Annotated in this window: 16 protein-coding genes; 9 read left to right on the forward strand and 7 right to left on the reverse strand. The window is 58.7% G+C overall.

Annotated features, from left to right (window positions below; all coding sequences use genetic code 11):
• The first annotated feature begins 44 nt into the window (after positions 1-44).
• Positions 45-770, forward strand: coding sequence for a GntR family transcriptional regulator (locus GQF00_RS07365; RefSeq protein ID WP_161318528.1), 726 nt, complete (start codon positions 45-47; stop codon positions 768-770).
• Positions 771-779: 9 nt separating this feature from the next.
• On the opposite strand, the gene GQF00_RS07370 is transcribed toward GQF00_RS07365, so the two are convergent.
• Complete coding sequence (locus GQF00_RS07370) at positions 780-1,091, reverse strand: hypothetical protein (protein WP_161318529.1); 312 nt, start codon at positions 1,089-1,091, stop codon at positions 780-782.
• Between GQF00_RS07370 and GQF00_RS07375 the strand changes: the two genes are divergently transcribed.
• Complete coding sequence (locus GQF00_RS07375; RefSeq protein ID WP_161318530.1) at positions 1,071-1,988, forward strand: bile acid:sodium symporter family protein; 918 nt, start codon at positions 1,071-1,073, stop codon at positions 1,986-1,988. The two genes, GQF00_RS07370 and GQF00_RS07375, sit on opposite strands and share 21 nt — an antisense overlap.
• 14 nt (positions 1,989-2,002) lie before the next feature.
• Here GQF00_RS07375 and pdxH read toward each other — a convergent pair whose 3' ends face one another.
• On the reverse strand, positions 2,003-2,632 hold the full coding sequence (gene pdxH, locus GQF00_RS07380; protein WP_161318531.1) for a pyridoxamine 5'-phosphate oxidase: 630 nt from the start codon (positions 2,630-2,632) through the stop codon (positions 2,003-2,005).
• A gap of 79 nt (positions 2,633-2,711) precedes the next feature.
• Between pdxH and GQF00_RS07385 the strand changes: the two genes are divergently transcribed.
• The 4 genes from GQF00_RS07385 to GQF00_RS07400 all read left to right on the forward strand — a co-directional run bounded on the left by GQF00_RS07385 (position 2,712) and on the right by GQF00_RS07400 (position 5,880).
• The gene (locus GQF00_RS07385; RefSeq protein WP_161318532.1) at positions 2,712-3,275 is read left to right on the forward strand and encodes a gamma-glutamylcyclotransferase; all 564 of its coding nucleotides are present in this window, start codon (positions 2,712-2,714) and stop codon (positions 3,273-3,275) included.
• Positions 3,272-3,718 carry a YchJ family protein gene (locus tag GQF00_RS07390; RefSeq protein ID WP_161318533.1) on the forward strand — a complete coding sequence of 149 codons (447 nt, stop codon included), beginning with the start codon at positions 3,272-3,274 and terminating at the stop codon, positions 3,716-3,718. The genes GQF00_RS07385 and GQF00_RS07390 overlap by 4 nt, the downstream gene beginning before the upstream one ends.
• Positions 3,719-4,348, forward strand: a complete 630-nt coding sequence (locus GQF00_RS07395) for a DUF2238 domain-containing protein (protein ID WP_202560417.1) — start codon at positions 3,719-3,721, stop codon at positions 4,346-4,348. It abuts the gene before it with no gap.
• A 107-nt stretch (positions 4,349-4,455) separates the two neighbouring features.
• Positions 4,456-5,880 carry a fatty acid desaturase gene (locus tag GQF00_RS07400; protein WP_161318534.1) on the forward strand — a complete coding sequence of 475 codons (1,425 nt, stop codon included), beginning with the start codon at positions 4,456-4,458 and terminating at the stop codon, positions 5,878-5,880.
• Here GQF00_RS07400 and GQF00_RS07405 read toward each other — a convergent pair whose 3' ends face one another.
• Entirely contained in the window at positions 5,881-6,912 is a 1,032-nt protein-coding gene (locus tag GQF00_RS07405; RefSeq protein ID WP_161318535.1) for an AraC family transcriptional regulator, read from the reverse strand.
• A gap of 150 nt (positions 6,913-7,062) precedes the next feature.
• Here GQF00_RS07405 and GQF00_RS07410 point away from each other — a divergent pair, with 150 nt between their 5' ends.
• Entirely contained in the window at positions 7,063-8,238 is a 1,176-nt protein-coding gene (locus GQF00_RS07410; protein WP_161318536.1) for an alkane 1-monooxygenase, read from the forward strand.
• A 166-nt stretch (positions 8,239-8,404) separates the two neighbouring features.
• Entirely contained in the window at positions 8,405-9,625 is a 1,221-nt protein-coding gene (locus tag GQF00_RS07415; protein ID WP_161318537.1) for a trans-acting enoyl reductase family protein, read from the forward strand.
• Positions 9,626-10,001: 376 nt separating this feature from the next.
• On the opposite strand, the gene GQF00_RS07420 is transcribed toward GQF00_RS07415, so the two are convergent.
• The 4 genes from GQF00_RS07420 to GQF00_RS07435 all read right to left on the reverse strand — a co-directional run bounded on the left by GQF00_RS07420 (position 10,002) and on the right by GQF00_RS07435 (position 13,856).
• On the reverse strand, positions 10,002-10,439 hold the full coding sequence (locus GQF00_RS07420; protein WP_161318538.1) for a hypothetical protein: 438 nt from the start codon (positions 10,437-10,439) through the stop codon (positions 10,002-10,004).
• 253 nt (positions 10,440-10,692) lie between these two features.
• A complete protein-coding gene (locus tag GQF00_RS07425; RefSeq protein WP_161319183.1) occupies positions 10,693-11,454 on the reverse strand; it encodes an ABC transporter permease in 762 nt (253 codons plus the stop codon).
• Between the two features lie 2 nt (positions 11,455-11,456).
• Positions 11,457-12,407, reverse strand: a complete 951-nt coding sequence (locus tag GQF00_RS07430) for an ABC transporter ATP-binding protein (protein WP_161318539.1) — start codon at positions 12,405-12,407, stop codon at positions 11,457-11,459.
• 36 nt (positions 12,408-12,443) lie between these two features.
• Complete coding sequence (locus GQF00_RS07435) at positions 12,444-13,856, reverse strand: PhoPQ-activated protein PqaA family protein (RefSeq protein ID WP_161318540.1); 1,413 nt, start codon at positions 13,854-13,856, stop codon at positions 12,444-12,446.
• A 148-nt stretch (positions 13,857-14,004) separates the two neighbouring features.
• Between GQF00_RS07435 and GQF00_RS07440 the strand changes: the two genes are divergently transcribed.
• Complete coding sequence (locus GQF00_RS07440) at positions 14,005-15,018, forward strand: isocitrate dehydrogenase (RefSeq protein ID WP_161318541.1); 1,014 nt, start codon at positions 14,005-14,007, stop codon at positions 15,016-15,018.
• The last annotated feature ends 349 nt before the right edge of the window (positions 15,019-15,367 follow it).

A 15,367-nucleotide genomic window follows, 5' to 3' on the forward strand; every position in this document is an offset into this window, starting at 1 on the left:
TCGACGCGACAGGTGGAAGAAGACGTCACGACCAAGGATCCGCAATGAGCCGTGCAGCGAAGAAAACTGAAAATCTGGCAGACCGAATTTACCTGCAACTCAAGAAGGACATTTTTGATTTCCGCCTGATGCCCGGTGACCGTTTTAGTGAAAACGAAATCGCCGAGCGCATGGGCGCCTCACGTACCCCCGTGCGTGAGGCGCTGTTCCGCCTGCAACGTGAATGCTATGTGGATGTGTTGCATCGCAGCGGCTGGCAGGTCAAGCCTTTCGATTTCAAGTATTTCGAAGAACTCTACGACGTGCGCACCATCCTTGAGTGCGCGGCCGTGCGCAAACTCTGCGAGGAGCACAGTGACCTCAGCAATCTGGAGGAGCTGGTGGCCCTGTGGTGCGTACCAGCAGAACAACACCTCGACGATGGGCGAGTGGTGAGCGGCATGGATGAGCACTTCCATGAACAACTGGTCGCAGCCGCCGGCAACGATGAAATGGCACGCATTCATCATGACCTGACCGAACGATTACGCATCATCCGGCGTCTGGACTTTACCAAGCCGACCAGAGTGGCGGCCACCTATCACGAGCATCGGGCCGTGCTGGAAGCCATCCTGCATCGCCGTGCGGAGCAGGCCCAGAGGCTGCTGCGGACCCACATCGAGGAATCCCGAAATGCAGTACGCAAGATAACCGTTCACATGCTGCACGAGGCCAATACACGTGGTGAGCGCCAAGCCGGCGAGAACAAAGAAATGACTTCAGCGGGATAGGATCAGTACTCAAACGCGCACAAACCATCTGCGCCAAACAGCAGCATCCAAACAGGGAGACACCGTCTTGAACCGCAAGGGGAAACGGCCATGCGAAAATGCGCTGGACTGTCTGCTTGACGAGCTTGCGCGAAGCGCTTCGTTGATCCATGGCGAGGAAGAAGTGGAGGCGATGGTGGGCATCAGCACCTTTCGGGCATTCTTGATTTTGCCGTTTTGTTTGAGGCTGACAATGTGACTATCATCACCCTCGTCATTTCCACCTAGTAGCGAGCCAATACCTTCGAGGATTTTGATTTCATGATCCAGCGACTCACCCAACTCTTCCCGCTCTGGGCGCTGCTATTCTCCCTTCTGGCGTACTGGCAACCGCAATGGCTTGTCGGCGGCAAACCCGCCATCGTGCCGCTGCTCATGCTGATCATGTTCGGCATGGGGCTGTCACTGAGCTGGGCGGATTTCCGTCGGGTCTTCAAACGGCCCGGGGTGATTGGGCTGGGGGTGCTACTGCAATACAGTCTGATGCCGCTGATCGCCTGGGGCATCGCCACCGCACTGCAACTGCCGCAGGAACTTCTCATTGGTCTGGTGTTGGTCGGCGCCTGCCCCGGCGGCACTGCTTCCAATGTGATTGCCTATCTGGCCAAAGCCAACGTCGCCCTATCCGTCGCCATTACCTTTGCCTCTACTCTGGTCGCCGTGGCAGCAACGCCGTTGCTGACCTGGCTTTATCTGGGCGAACGCATTCCCGTCCCGGTGGATGGCATGCTGCTGTCACTGGTGCAGATCGTGGTGATTCCAGTGGTCGTGGGCAGCGCCCTCAACACGTTCCTGCAGCAACAACTGACGCCTCTACGGGAGGTTTTCCCACTGGTGTCCGTGGCCGCCATTGTGGTCGTCATCGGGATCATTGTGGCGCTGAATCAGGGGCGCATCGGAGAGGCTGGTATGGCTGTGTTTGTGGCGGTGGCGCTGCATAACGGGCTGGGATTGTTGAGCGGGTACGGCATCGCCCGGCTATTACGATTGGACCGCCAGACCGCCCGCACCCTCGCCATTGAGGTGGGCATGCAGAACTCCGGACTGGGCGTCGCCCTGGCCATCAAGCACTTCACGCCTCTGGCCGCTCTGCCGGGAGCCCTGTTCAGCGTCTGGCACAATCTGTCCGGGTCGCTGTTGGCCACGTTCTGGCAGCGCACCGCCAAGACCGACCCGTAGCCGCAGCGAGCCCCTTATGGGGCCAGCCGCTCAATCGTCCAGTCACCATTCGCCTGTTTGCGATAACGATAACGGTCGTGCAAACGACTGGGGCGGCCATGCCAGAACTGGATTTCTGTGGGAATGATCCGATAGCCCCCCCATTGTTCGGGCCGTGGCACCGGCGCAAGGGGGAATTCCTTTTCCAGACGCTCCACTTCCTCTTCCAGCCATTCCCGGCTTACCGGCTGGCTCTGCGGAGAAATGGCCGCGCTGATCTGGCTGGCATGGGGCCGGGAAGCAAAGTAGCTATCTGATTCTTCCGGGTCCACTTTGTGTGCTTCACCGATGACAATCATCTGCCGATCAAAAGGCTGCCAGAACATGGTGAACGACACCTTCGGATTGACGGCTATCTCGCTACCCTTGCGACTGTCGTAATGGGTAAAGAAGGTAAACCCGTTGCCTTCAACCCCTTTCAGCAGCACCACTCGGGAGGACGGCTGGCCGTCTTCGCTGACCGTGGCCAGCGTCATGGCATTGGGCAAAGGCAACCCCGCCTCGATGGCTTCGTCCACCCAACGGCGGGCCTGCTCAAGGGGATCATCGTGGAGCGAGGCTTCTGTCAGCCCTTCTGCGTGGTATTCTTCGCGTACATCTTTCATGGTTTTTCCGACGACCTGTAATACGTGACAACAGTATAGCGCCGCGACCGTGAAGGACACGAACCGGGATCAAGACTGCATGCTGGACACCTCCGAAGAAAACCGCCGTCGCCATTCACTGGATCCACATGAGCCAGTATGGCTGTTCGGGTATGGCTCCCTGATCTACAAGGCGGACTTCCCGTATCTGGAACGTCAGCCAGCGTTCATTACTGGCTGGGCCCGGCGCTTCTGGCAGGGCTCCCATGATCATCGCGGCACCCCCGAGCAGCCCGGCCGGGTGGTGACCCTGATCGAAAGCCCAGGCGCGCGCTGTGACGGTATGGCCTATCACATAACGCCGGACGTGTTTGAGCATCTCGATCACCGGGAAAAGAATGGTTATCTGCGCGTGCGCCAGTCACTCACTTTTGCTGATGGTCACTCAGCCGACGGGCTTATTTATATTGCCAGCGAGGACAATGCCGCCTTTCTCGGCCCGGCAAACGAGGCAGTGATAGCCCGTCATATCGCCAACAGCCATGGACCCAGTGGCAGTAACCGGGACTATCTTTTGCATCTGGCCGAGGCGTTACGAGCCATGGATGCCGACGACGCCCATGTATTCTCCATCGAGCAGCACCTTCAGGAACTTTCGTCATGACTGCACGCGCCTGCCCTTGCCAGTCCGGCAAGGACTATAACCAGTGTTGCCAACCGCTCCATGACGGCCAACCTGCCAGCGGCCCGGAAGCCCTGATGCGCTCACGCTTCAGCGCCTTTGCCCTTGGCAACGCCGATTACATTCAACGGAGCTGGCACCCAGGCACACGCCCAGCCACCCTGTCACTGGACGATGACGAACGCTGGGTCGGGCTCACCATTGCGAGTGCCGATCAGGACGGTGAGCATGGCACGGTACATTTTCGCGCCGTCAGCCAGGCCCCAAACGGCTTCAACGTCCTGGAAGAAACCTCCAACTTTGTCCACGAGAACGGGCACTGGTTCTATGTGGATGGCTCCCCCTCGGTGTCCACACTCAAGCCCGGCCGCAATGACCCCTGCCCCTGTGGCAGCGGCAAGAAATTCAAAAAGTGCTGCGGCTGAATGCCCATGATCAAGGCCGCCTCCCCCCGTTATGCGCTCACCCTGTTTGTGCTGTTCTGGGGATACTGGCTGGTGCTGGCCATTGCGCCGTTACACCGGGACGACTGGATACTGGAAAATGTCCTGGTGGTGCTGACGGTGCCGCTGGTGATTCTCGGCTGGCGCCGCTATGCGTTTTCCCACACCGCCATCACCGCCCTGTGGCTGTTCATGTTGCTCCACGTGCTCGGCTCCCACTACACCTATGCACAAGTACCCTATAACCACTGGACGGAACAGCTGTTCGGCCAGCCCCTCAATAGCTGGTTCGGCTGGGAGCGCAATCACTTTGACCGGTTAGTGCATGGCCTGTTCGGGTTGCTGTTGATGCCGGTATTGTGCGAATGGCTTGCCCAGACCACCGGCGTCGCGCGCCGCTGGCAATACACGTTTGCCATCAGCCTGGTGCTGGCCATTTCCGCAATTTATGAAATTATTGAATGGGTCGCCGTACTGTTGTTCGGCGGTGACCTGGGTCAGGCCTACCTTGGCACCCAGGGCGATGTCTGGGATGCCCAGAAAGACATGGCCCTGGCCGCTCTGGGTGCCATGGTCGGCGCACTTTGCCTGCAGCTCATACGCAAAAAATAGCCAGTCATCAAAACGCTCAACGCCGTTACAAACCGCAACTTGGCCTGCCCGCGAGACAGGCATACGGTAAAGGTATGCACTCTGCGTCTCGACGATTGAGGTGGACCATGGCTTTTGCGCAATCACAACAAACACAACCTGCGGCCTGGCATGACGGCAAACGTTACCTATGGCTGCTCAGCCCCGGCATTCCCGTTCTTGCCCTGTCTCTGCTGCTGATTTACCAGTTCGCCTGGTCCTGGCCCGTGTTGCTGTGGGGCGGACCGATTCTCGTCTATGTGCTGATTCCCTTTGCGGACTGGGTCATCGGCACCGATACCAACAACCCGCCGGAATCCGCCGTTAAGGATCTGGAGGATGACCGTTACTACCGCCTCATCGTTTACGCCTACATCCCCACCCAGTATCTGGCTACCGCTCTGGGTGCCTGGATCGTGGCACAGGGCAATGCTCCCTGGTGGGGAATCGTCGGGCTGATATTGAGCGTCGGCGCGGTCAACGGCATTGCCATCAATACGGCCCACGAACTGGGCCACAAGAAAGGCCAGCTTGAGCGCTGGCTGGCCAAGATCACTCTGGCACCGGTGGCCTACGGCCACTTCTTTGTTGAGCACAACAAGGGCCACCACAAGAATGTGGCCACCCCGGAAGACCCGGCCAGTTCGCGCATGGGGGAATCCTTCTGGCAGTTTTTACCGCGCACCATGATCGGCAGTGTCCGATCCGCCTGGCAGATCGAAGCGCAACGGCTGGCGCGGTGCGAGCAACCCCTGTGGTCACTGAAGAATGAAAACCTGCAGGCCTGGCTGATGACCGTGGTGCTGTTTGCGCTGCTTACTCTCTGGTTTGGCTGGATCGCGCTGCCCTTCCTGCTGCTGCAGGCGTTCTACGGCGCCTCCCTGCTGGAAGTCATCAACTACATGGAGCATTACGGCCTGCTGCGACAGAAAGATGAGCGCGGCCGTTATGAGCGCTGTCAGCCCCGTCATTCCTGGAACAGCAATCACATCGTCACCAACCTGTTTCTTTATCAGTTGCAACGGCATTCGGATCATCATGCCAACCCCACTCGCCGCTTTCAGGCCCTGCGTCATTTTGATGACAGCCCGCAGCTGCCATCCGGGTATGCCTCCATGCTGATCCCGGCCTACCTGCCCTTCGTCTGGTTCAAGAAAATGGATCCGCTGGTCTATCAGCACTTCAAGGGTGACCTGACAAAAGCCAACCTGCAGCCAGAAAAACGGGACGCGCTATTGGCCAAATGGCGGGCGACACCGGTGACCTACCAGAGCGCCGATTCCGAACCGGACGTGGACCAGGCCGCCCTGGAAGCGGCCCACCGGGCAGAACAGGAACAGGATCGAGAGCACCAGTTTGAGTGCCCCAACTGTGGCTATGTGTATGACGAAAGTCAGGGCGATGAGAGCGAAGGTTTCGCGCCGGGCACGCACTGGATCAACATCCCGGATACCTGGTCCTGCCCGGATTGCGCCGTGCGGGACAAGGTGGATTTCGTGCTCAAGCAGCCCTGATCAGCGTCGGACAGACGCTTTGCGCGTCGCCAGCGGTGTCTGTCCGAACCAGCGCCGAAAGGTACGGCTGAAATTGGAGGTGTCCTGATAGCCCAGCTGCTCGGCGATCTGTTCGACAGGTAACGCGGTCTCCTGCAACAGCCATAGCGCCTGCTCCTTGCGCACATCATCCAGCAATTGCTGGTAGCTGGTGCCCTCGGCTTTCAGCTTGCGGATCAGCGACCGTGTGGACATGGCAAAGCGCTCGGCCATCACATCCAGCGTGGGGAATTCCCCGCTCTGATCCAGTAACGCGATACTCACCTGCTGACTGACGGGCCCGCCTTTCTGCAGCATTGCCAGCTGATGCTCACAATCGCGAATCGCATTACGGTGTGTCCCGGCGTCGGCGGTCAGACACGGCATATCCAGCACGGCCTTCGGCACGGTAATGGAGAAGATTTCGGCGGCAAACGTGAGGGGGCAATCCAGCAAGTCGGTGTAGCAGGCACGAATATCCGGCGCATCAAACGGCAATGCCACCGACAACCGTGACGACTGGTTCGGCATCACCGCCTGCACCATCTGGATGAACGTCCCCAGCAAGGCACCATGGATGAATTCGCGACAATCCCCCAAATCCACCGTTTCCTGAATCTGCAGCTGCACGGAATCCGGGGTGTGCTGCAGCACAATGCGCACCCAGCGAATCCGTATGGACACGAACCGCTCCAGCACCTCCAGCATGCCCTCCAGACTGGCAGACGAGACCACCGCATAGCCCAGCGCACCGTGGGCGGAGACCGAGGTGGAGCGGCCCAACGCCAGCCCCAGCCCTTGCATACCGGTCAACGTCGTGGCGCGGCGAATCAGTCGGGACAACTGTTCGAGACTGAGATAACGGTGCTCATTCACCAACTCGGCCCACTGCAAACGGGTACCACTGAAGATCTCAGTCTGGGCATGCCCCATCCCCTGCAGGTGTGCACACAGCAGCCGGCTATAGGTGGGATGTATGCCCGGTTTGAGTCGTTCTGCCGCCAGCTGTTCCATACCCTGCTCACCACGGACAAAGGAACCCCAACGCTAATACATTCTGTTTAACTTGTCACCATATGACGATTATCTGCCATCTCAAGCGGTGCCGCACCCGGCTGGCCGCGCGCATGATGGCAAACAAGGACAACAACAAGAGGCAATACCATGAGCAAGGCAGGTGTATTTATCGGCCCTTCCGGTGTGGAGTACCGTGATCGCAAGCGTCCCCTGTGGATGGTATCGCTGCTGGTTCCCGGCAGTGTCTTTCTCGGCCCGGTGCTTTATTTCGCCACTGGCGAAGCCCTCACCCTCTGGCTTCCCCTGGCATTCTATTATCTGATCATTCCGTTGCTGGACATGCTGATTGGCGAAGACCTCAGCAACCCACCGGAAGAGGTGGTGCCACAACTGGAGGCCGACAGCTACTACCGCTATATGACCTATGCCCTGGTGCCCATCCTCATCGGCGCCTACCTGTTTGGCATGTGGTTTGTAGGCACTCACACACTGCCATTCCATGGCTGGCTGGCCATGGTGCTGCTCACCGGCACCATCTGTGGCGCCGCTGGCATCAATCTGGGTCACGAACTGGGCCACAAAAAAACCCGCCTTGAGCGCTGGCTGGCCAAGATCGTGTTGGCCCCTCTGGGCTACGGGCACTTCCCCATCGAACACAACAAGGGCCACCACCGGGATGTGGCTACCCCGGAAGATCCGGCCTCCTCACGCATGGGCGAGACCATCTGGGGCTTCGCCGTGCGGGAGATCCCCGGCGCCTTTCTGCGCGCCTGGGAACTGGAAGCCAGTCGCCTGAAGAAAGCCGGTCAGCCAGTCTGGTCCCTGCATAACGAGATCCTCCAGCCAGCGCTGATGAGCCTGGTATTGTGGGGCAGCATCATTGCCCTGTTCGGCTGGCAGATGGTGCCCTTCATTGCCGCGGTCACCCTGTGGTCCTACCTGCAGCTGACCTCCGCCAATTATGTGGAACACTACGGTCTGCTGCGCCACAAGCTGCCTGACGGCCGCTACGAGCGTACCCAGCCGCACCACAGCTGGAACAGCAACCATATGTTCTCAAACTGGGCCTCGTTCCACCTGCAGCGCCACTCGGATCATCATGCCCACCCGGCCCGCCGCTACCAGAGCCTGCGCCATTTCGAGAACCTGCCGACCCTGCCCAATGGCTACTTCGGCATGTTCCTGATCAGCTATTTCCCCCCGCTGTGGTTTCGGGTGATGGACCGCAAACTGCTGGAGCACGCCGGCAACCAGGCCAGCAACATCAACTTTCATCCCCGCAAGAAAGAACAGCTGATCCAGCGCTATCAGATCCAGCCCTGATCGAGTTATTCAGAGACGCCTAAGCAACATGGCTACCCCGGTGTCGCCAAAAACGACACCGGGGTGGCATCTACCGCCTTTTTCACTCCAAAGCACATACATTCCAGGCCTTGTTGGTTAGAGTCTTTCTCTGAATTGATTCAGTCAGTCAGCGCAAGGAGTTCCCATGAGTGACGCCCTCTATGATGTGGTGGTCTTTGGTGCCACCAGCTTTGTTGGTCAGATTCTCTGCCAGTACCTCTCCGACACCCACGGGGTGGATGGCGACCTGAAATGGGCGGCCGCCGGCCGCTCCCGCGACAAGCTGGAACAGGTAAAAGCTTCCCTGGGCAGCACCGCCAGCACCCTGCCGCTGATCACCGCCGACGCCAATGATGCCGCCAGTCTCGACGCACTGTGTGCCCAGACTGCCGTGGTAATCTCCACCGTTGGCCCCTACGCCCTTTACGGCGAGCCGATGATTCGCGCCTGCACCGAAAGTGGCACCGATTACTGTGACCTCACCGGCGAAGCCCAGTGGATTGCCGCCATGCTGGAAAAATACGAAGCCACCGCCAAGAAAAGCGGCGCGCGTATCGTGCATTGCTGCGGTTTCGATTCCATCCCCTCCGACATGGGCACTTTCTTCCTGCAACAGCAGGCACAAAAGCAGTTCAAGGCGCCGGCTACCCGAGTGGCCATGCGCGTGAAAGTAGCCAAAGGCGGCGTGTCCGGCGGTACCGTGGCCAGCATGATGAACATCGCCGAAGAAGCATCCAAAGACCCGGCCCTGCGCAAGAAGCTGGCCAACCCCTACCTGCTCTGCCCGCCCAGCCATGGCCTCACCGCTCGCCAGCACAGCATTACCATGCCCGAGTACGATGAGGACCTGCGGGCCTGGGTGGCGCCGTTCGTGATGGATGCCATCAACAGCCGCATCGTGCATCGCTCCAATGCCTTGAACGACTACAGCAAGGACATGACCTACAACGAAGGCATGCTTACCGGCGACGGCGTGGGTGGGCGCATGAAAGCGCTGGGCATTGGCGTGGGTACCGGCCTGTTCTTTGGCGCGGCCGCCATGGCCCCCACTCGCTGGGCACTGAACAAGTTTGTCGTGCCCCAGCCCGGCGAAGGGCCGAGCCCGGAAGCCCAGAAAGCAGGCTTCTACGATGTGCGCTTTGTGGGGCATACCGCCAATGGCGAGATGATCAAGGTGAAAGTCACCGGCGATGCGGACCCGGGCTACGGCTCCACCTCCAAACTGCTGGGCGAAGCCGCGGTGTGTCTGGCCAGAGACATTTCCTCCGACGCTCCCGGCGGTTTCTGGACCACCGCCAGCCTGCTCGGCGAAGCGTTACTCAAACGCCTGCAGAGCAACGCGGGGCTCACCTTCGAGGTGATCTAAGGGATCGCCTGAGGCCTGACAAAAAAGCCCGCCCCGATTTCCGGGCGGGCTTTTTTGCTTCATACCCTACCTTGATAGAACCCACTGCGGGAGGAGCCTGCTCGCGATCCGAGCCTGAGCGAGAGAAGAGTTTCGAAGACCAAAACCCCAACCCTGTTGTGTGCTGTTGGCGCAGCCTTTCGAAACTCGCTTCTCGCAACGCGAAACTGATTACCTCGCTGTCGCTCGGATCGCTTGCTGGCAAGTTATTCGCTACGCTCACCCTTCGGGCCCGCCTGCGGCGGTTACCTCCGTTGCACTCCGGTTCCTACGGCGATTTCGGCAAAGGCCGGGGTTGAATTTCTCGTCAGGCAACCGGCATCAGGCTTCCTGCGCGCTACTGCTTCTTCATCATCTGGTAACGGGCCGAGGTTTCCCAGATCTCATTGCTCTTTGGCAGATAGTAGAACTTGGAAATGTGGTACTGACCCTGGATTTTCATGGCCAGGATGTAAGCACCCACAAACTCTGGATTGCCCGGGCTTTGCTTGATGCGCATGAAATCGCTGCCATCCTTGGTGCGCACCAGTCCCCAGTCAGCCTGCACCGTGCGGCCACCTGCCCAGTTCACCGTGACAGTCCCATTCTTGCCAAAATGGTAGCTGCTGCCGTCCCGGGAGAAGCTGCCGCCCTTGCCTTCGTAGTTGTCATAGCTACCGAAGACGGCGGAGGGAGCCCCGCTCACCGTCACCCTGTGGCCGGAATAATCGAAATCCCCTGCCGATGCCGTCATGGCGAGCCCCAGGCTCGCGATCAACATGATCAACCAACGCATAACCATCCCCTCTTTCCGTAGTTTGGCAAACCGGAGTGTGGCTCCGGTATGCACTCAGGAGCCTCTGAATAACCCCTTGCGTACTCAGCGTGACCTGGAGCGACTGGATTGCGAACCAGCCTGAAAGACTGCGCATGCAAGGGGTATTCAGTAAGGTAGCGGGCGACCACGGCGCCGGCATCCCCCAAATTAGGGATGCCGATCAAAAAAGATCACGGGACAACAGAGCCAATGCCGGGCAACAATCGGGACATCAACTCTTCAGCTTGTAACCGGTCTTGAAGATCCAGCCGACCAGTCCGATACAGATGGCCAGGAACAGGGCGGTCATGCCAATGCTGACGCCGATATGCACATCCGCCGTGCCAAAGAAGCTGTAGCGGAAACCACTGATCAGGTACACCACCGGATTGAACAGTGTCACCGTCTGCCAGAATGGCGGCAGCATATCGATGGAATAGAAACTGCCCCCCAGGAACGTCAACGGTGTGATGATCATTAACGGAATAATCTGCAGTTTCTCGAACGTATCCGCCCACACCCCGATGATGAAACCGAACAGACTAAAGGTGATCGCGGTCAAGAACAGGAAGCTGATCATCATGAACGGATGCTGCACCTGGTAGTCCACAAAGAACCGTGCCGTAATCAGGATCAGTATTCCCAATATCGACGACTTGGTGGCTGCCGCCCCCACGTAACCGATGACGATTTCCACATAGGACACCGGGGCCGACAACACTTCATAAATGGTGCCGGAAAAGGTGGGCATATAAATTCCGAAGGACGCATTGGAGATACTCTGCGTCATCAGCGTCAGCATGATCAGACCAGGAATGATGAAGGCGCCATAGCTGACCCCATCGATCTCCACCATCCGCGAACCGATGGCCGAACCAAACACTACAAAATACAGGGACGTGGAAATCACCGGCGAAGCAATGCTCTGCATCAGGGTGCGCCAGGTGCGCGCCATCTCGAATTTATAAATGGCCTTGATGGAGTAGAAATTCATTTTCATGATGCCTCTCCCTCCAGAGCCTTGTCGCCGTTCTTGACCAGATCCACAAAGATATCTTCCAGGGAACTCTGGCGGGAATGCAGATCCTTGAAGTCGATACTTTCCTCACTCAGCTTGCGCAACAGTTCAGCAATACCCGTACTTTCCTGATTGGCATCGTAGGTATAGATCAACGACCAGCCATCACTGGCCAGCTCCAGGGCTTCGTAGTTGAGCGAACCGGGCAGCTGTTGCAGCGGCTCTGCCAGCTGCACGATCAATTGCTTGCGGCCCAGCTTGTCCATCAAACGGGCCTTATCATCCACCAGGATAATTTCACCGCGGTTGATGATACCCACCCTGTCGGCCATTTCTTCCGCTTCTTCGATGTAGTGGGTGGTAAGAATAATCGTCACGCCCTGCTCGCGCAGTTCGCGCACCATTTCCCACATTTCCCGGCGTAATTCCACATCTACCCCGGCAGTGGGCTCGTCCAGAAACAGGATCTTGGGCTCGTGGGACAAGGCCTTGGCGATCATTACCCGACGCTTCATGCCGCCGGACAACGTGATGATCTTGTTGTCCTTCTTGTCCCACAGGGACAGGTCACGCAGCACCTTCTCGATGTGGGCATCATTGCGAGGCTTGCCGAACAAGCCTCGGCTGAAGCTCACCGTGCCCCACACGGTTTCGAACGCATCGGTGGACAGTTCCTGGGGCACCAGACCAATGGCGCTTCGTGCCGCGCGGAATTCCTTGATGATGTCATGGCCGTCCGCCAATACCGTGCCACTGGATGGATTGACGATGCCGCAAATAATGCTGATCAGGGTGGTCTTGCCGGCCCCGTTGGGGCCCAGCAAGGCAAAAATTTCACCGGCCTGGATATCCAGGTTCACCCCCTTCAGGGCCTGAAAGCCGGACTCATAGATCTTGTTCAGATCCGTCACGGAAATGACAGCACTCACTTGCTTCTCCCTGATCAACTTGCGCAGCTCATTATGTCATGAATCCGCTTCGCTGCGGGGTGAAGCGCAACGGCGCGGCGAATAAGGCATGGCATCCGGGCGCACATGCACTCCACTGGTATAAATTTGCTGCTGCATACCCAGCCAACCACCGAAGCGAACTTCAACAAACCAGCCCCGGTAACCTTGTTGCGGCGTGTCGAGCGTCACCCGATAGATACCGTCGTCATCTGGCTTCAACACACTGGGCATCCAGTTGGCTCCCAAGGTAGCAAGACGAAAATCCCGTGTTTGCGAATTGTGAGCCTGCCACAGCACTACCTCGCGAGGCGTCTCGCTGGGGATCACTTCCAGCACTTGCCCGGCAAGCTTTGACGTCACTGATGGCGGCGTTTCACCGGCAAGAATCTGATCCAGCCAGTTGGCCACCTGGGCCAGTCGGGTAAGACGATCAAACCCGTCCCCCTGGGAATGGCCGGTGTTCGGGGTATAGCGCAACCAGTTGCTGCCAGCCAGATTCGGGTAATAGAAACGCCAACTGTCGCTGACAAAATAGGGATCGCCGGAGGCATTGATTATCAACTTGGGCAGGGTGAGCTGGTCACGCCAGGCGTAAGGGTCCACCTGATTGAGCATGGCCTTGCCCGCCATGGTCCGGATCAGGCAGTCGATACCTTCAGCACTGAACGCGTTCAGCGCCGGGGTGTAGACACCATAGCTCGAATATTGATGATCAAACTGCTTGCCCAGATTCAACATGTCGATGGACACCGGAATCAGGGCACGAATACGAGGATCATGGGCAGCCACCAGCCAGGCCGTCCAGCCACGCTTGGATGAGCCCAGCAGGGCGAAATCGTCAATGGCACCGAGACCACTCTGTTCCAGACTGAAGGCCTGCACCGCATCCAGCGAACGGATTACTGTCTTGACCATGGCATTGTGCAGCGGCCACTCCCCGTCCGGGTTCGCCACCGCCAGCGTCATGGAGCGGGCCAGCAGGCTGTCTTCCCGTCGCGGTGTCGTCTCGCCGATAAACTGCAATGGCTGGTTGGGCACCTGTCGCACATCCACCACAGGCCGACAAAACAACAACGCAAGTCCGGTGGCCATACTGCCCGGCGACGTGCGGGCAGGAACGTCCGGGCGATCCCCGCCAGAGATCAACACCAGCGCCGTTCGATCATCCCGCTCTCGCCCCGGACAGGCCACAGACCGGGGTACAGACACCGTCACCTCATGGTGCCACAGCGAACGATCCACCTGATCTTCATCAAGCCAGCGCTGGGAGGTCACACGCAGGAAATGGTGATCGGCCAACACGCCCTCATCACTGTAGTAATGCTGCCAGGTAAAGTCCGGCTCTGGCTGCGCAAGATAAGCGGCCATGTCCTGACTCCGGGCCAGAGATGATGCCATCAACATCAGCAGCAACAACAAGGGTTTCATTATTCTGTCTCGGGCAGCAGTCATGGTGATCAGTCACCGACAGAGCATGGGCGATGCGACTTAGGTCGGCATTCATTTTGCCTGTCTTAGCGGGCAAAATGGGCTCTCCAGTGACACCCCCATCCAGATTGGCTATTCAGGAGGCAGTATGAACGACAACACAGTTACCGTAATCCCCGGTGATGGTATTGGCCCGGACATTGTGGATGCCACGGTACGCGTACTGAAAGCCCTGGATTGCGGTCTGGAATTTGAATACGCCATCGCCGGTCAGACTGCCCTGGACCAGGGGCTGGACCTGGTACCGGAAGACACCCTGGCCACGCTCAAACGCAACCGTCTGGCCCTGAAAGGCCCCATCACCACCCCGGTGGGCGGCGGCTTCACCTCAGTGAACGTGACCCTGCGCAAGACTTTCGACCTGTTTGCCAATGTACGCCCGGCCCTGTCCATTCCCGGGGTGAAATCCCGCTATGACAACGTGGATATCATGACCATCCGCGAGAATATCGAAGGGATCTATTCCGGGCTGGGGCAAACCGTCAGCGAAGACGGCGAAACCGCTGAGCTGCGCAGCCGCATCACCCGTACTGAATCCGAGCGGCTGCTGCGTTTCGCCTACGAAACCGCCGTGAAGCAGGGCCGCAAGAAAGTCACCGTAGTGCACAAGGCCAATATCATGAAGTCCACTTCCGGCCTGTTTCTGGATGTGGCGCGAAAAGTACGAGAGGACTATCCGCAGCTGGAGCACGAGGAAATGATTGTGGATGCCACCGCCATGCAACTGGCCATGAACCCGCACCGCTTTGATGTGATCGTCACCACCAACCTGTTCGGCGACATTCTCTCCGACCTGTGTGCCGGTCTGATCGGCGGTCTGGGTGTGGCGCCCGGAGCCAACATCGGCGAACACGGCGGCCTGTTCGAAGCCGTCCATGGCAGCGCCCCGGACATCGCCGGCAAAGGCATCGCCAACCCCACCGCCATCATGCTGGCCGGGGCCATGATGCTCGATTACATGGAACTGCACGACAAGGCGAAACAATTGCGCCGCACGGTCCGCCAGGTGGTCGGCGCCGGCGAAGTGGTCACCCCCGATCTGGGCGGCCGCGCCAGCACCACCGAATTCACCGACGAGCTGATTCGGCAGCTGACGACCTGACGAGCACGGGTTTGCCACAGAGGGCACAGAGAAAAATCCGGACCACAATGGCGTACTGGCAGAGCTGCTCTGTTTCGATCTGACTCGGCCCGGAACCCAGGTCTGCGAAAACTGGTGGCCGAACTGAATTTGCAGACCATCCCCGAGCAGCTGGGTCGCGGGGGCGCCACTGCACGTACACAGATCAAACAGATTGCTCTCAAAACCAGTTGCTCACGGCAGAGGGACGTCATAAGCAAGCTGCTGGGAGCATTATTGCGATAAATAAAGCAGCCAATAATTCTTAGCCATCCCGAACTTGATCCGGATCTCCTCCCGATTTCACCGTCTTCCCGAGCGCTCTGCCAAT

Source organism: Alcanivorax sp. DP30 (assembly GCF_009882945.1).
In the GTDB taxonomy this organism is placed as follows: domain Bacteria; phylum Pseudomonadota; class Gammaproteobacteria; order Pseudomonadales; family Alcanivoracaceae; genus Alcanivorax.

Bases quoted from the DNA above. Each gene is read 5' to 3' on its own strand.
- GQF00_RS07365 (WP_161318528.1), top strand. From the start codon at position 45: ATGAGCCGTGCAGCGAAGAAAACTGAAAATCTGGCAGACCGAATTTAC.
- GQF00_RS07375 (WP_161318530.1), top strand. From the start codon at position 1,071: ATGATCCAGCGACTCACCCAACTCTTCCCGCTCTGGGCGCTGCTATTC.
- pdxH (WP_161318531.1), bottom strand. From the start codon at position 2,632: ATGAAAGATGTACGCGAAGAATACCACGCAGAAGGGCTGACAGAAGCC.
- GQF00_RS07385 (WP_161318532.1), top strand. From the start codon at position 2,712: ATGCTGGACACCTCCGAAGAAAACCGCCGTCGCCATTCACTGGATCCA.
- GQF00_RS07390 (WP_161318533.1), top strand. From the start codon at position 3,272: ATGACTGCACGCGCCTGCCCTTGCCAGTCCGGCAAGGACTATAACCAG.
- GQF00_RS07395 (WP_202560417.1), top strand. From the start codon at position 3,719: ATGCCCATGATCAAGGCCGCCTCCCCCCGTTATGCGCTCACCCTGTTT.
- GQF00_RS07400 (WP_161318534.1), top strand. From the start codon at position 4,456: ATGGCTTTTGCGCAATCACAACAAACACAACCTGCGGCCTGGCATGAC.
- GQF00_RS07405 (WP_161318535.1), bottom strand. From the start codon at position 6,912: ATGGAACAGCTGGCGGCAGAACGACTCAAACCGGGCATACATCCCACC.
- GQF00_RS07410 (WP_161318536.1), top strand. From the start codon at position 7,063: ATGAGCAAGGCAGGTGTATTTATCGGCCCTTCCGGTGTGGAGTACCGT.
- GQF00_RS07415 (WP_161318537.1), top strand. From the start codon at position 8,405: ATGAGTGACGCCCTCTATGATGTGGTGGTCTTTGGTGCCACCAGCTTT.
- GQF00_RS07420 (WP_161318538.1), bottom strand. From the start codon at position 10,439: ATGCGTTGGTTGATCATGTTGATCGCGAGCCTGGGGCTCGCCATGACG.
- GQF00_RS07425 (WP_161319183.1), bottom strand. From the start codon at position 11,454: ATGAATTTCTACTCCATCAAGGCCATTTATAAATTCGAGATGGCGCGC.
- GQF00_RS07435 (WP_161318540.1), bottom strand. From the start codon at position 13,856: ATGAAACCCTTGTTGTTGCTGCTGATGTTGATGGCATCATCTCTGGCC.
- GQF00_RS07440 (WP_161318541.1), top strand. From the start codon at position 14,005: ATGAACGACAACACAGTTACCGTAATCCCCGGTGATGGTATTGGCCCG.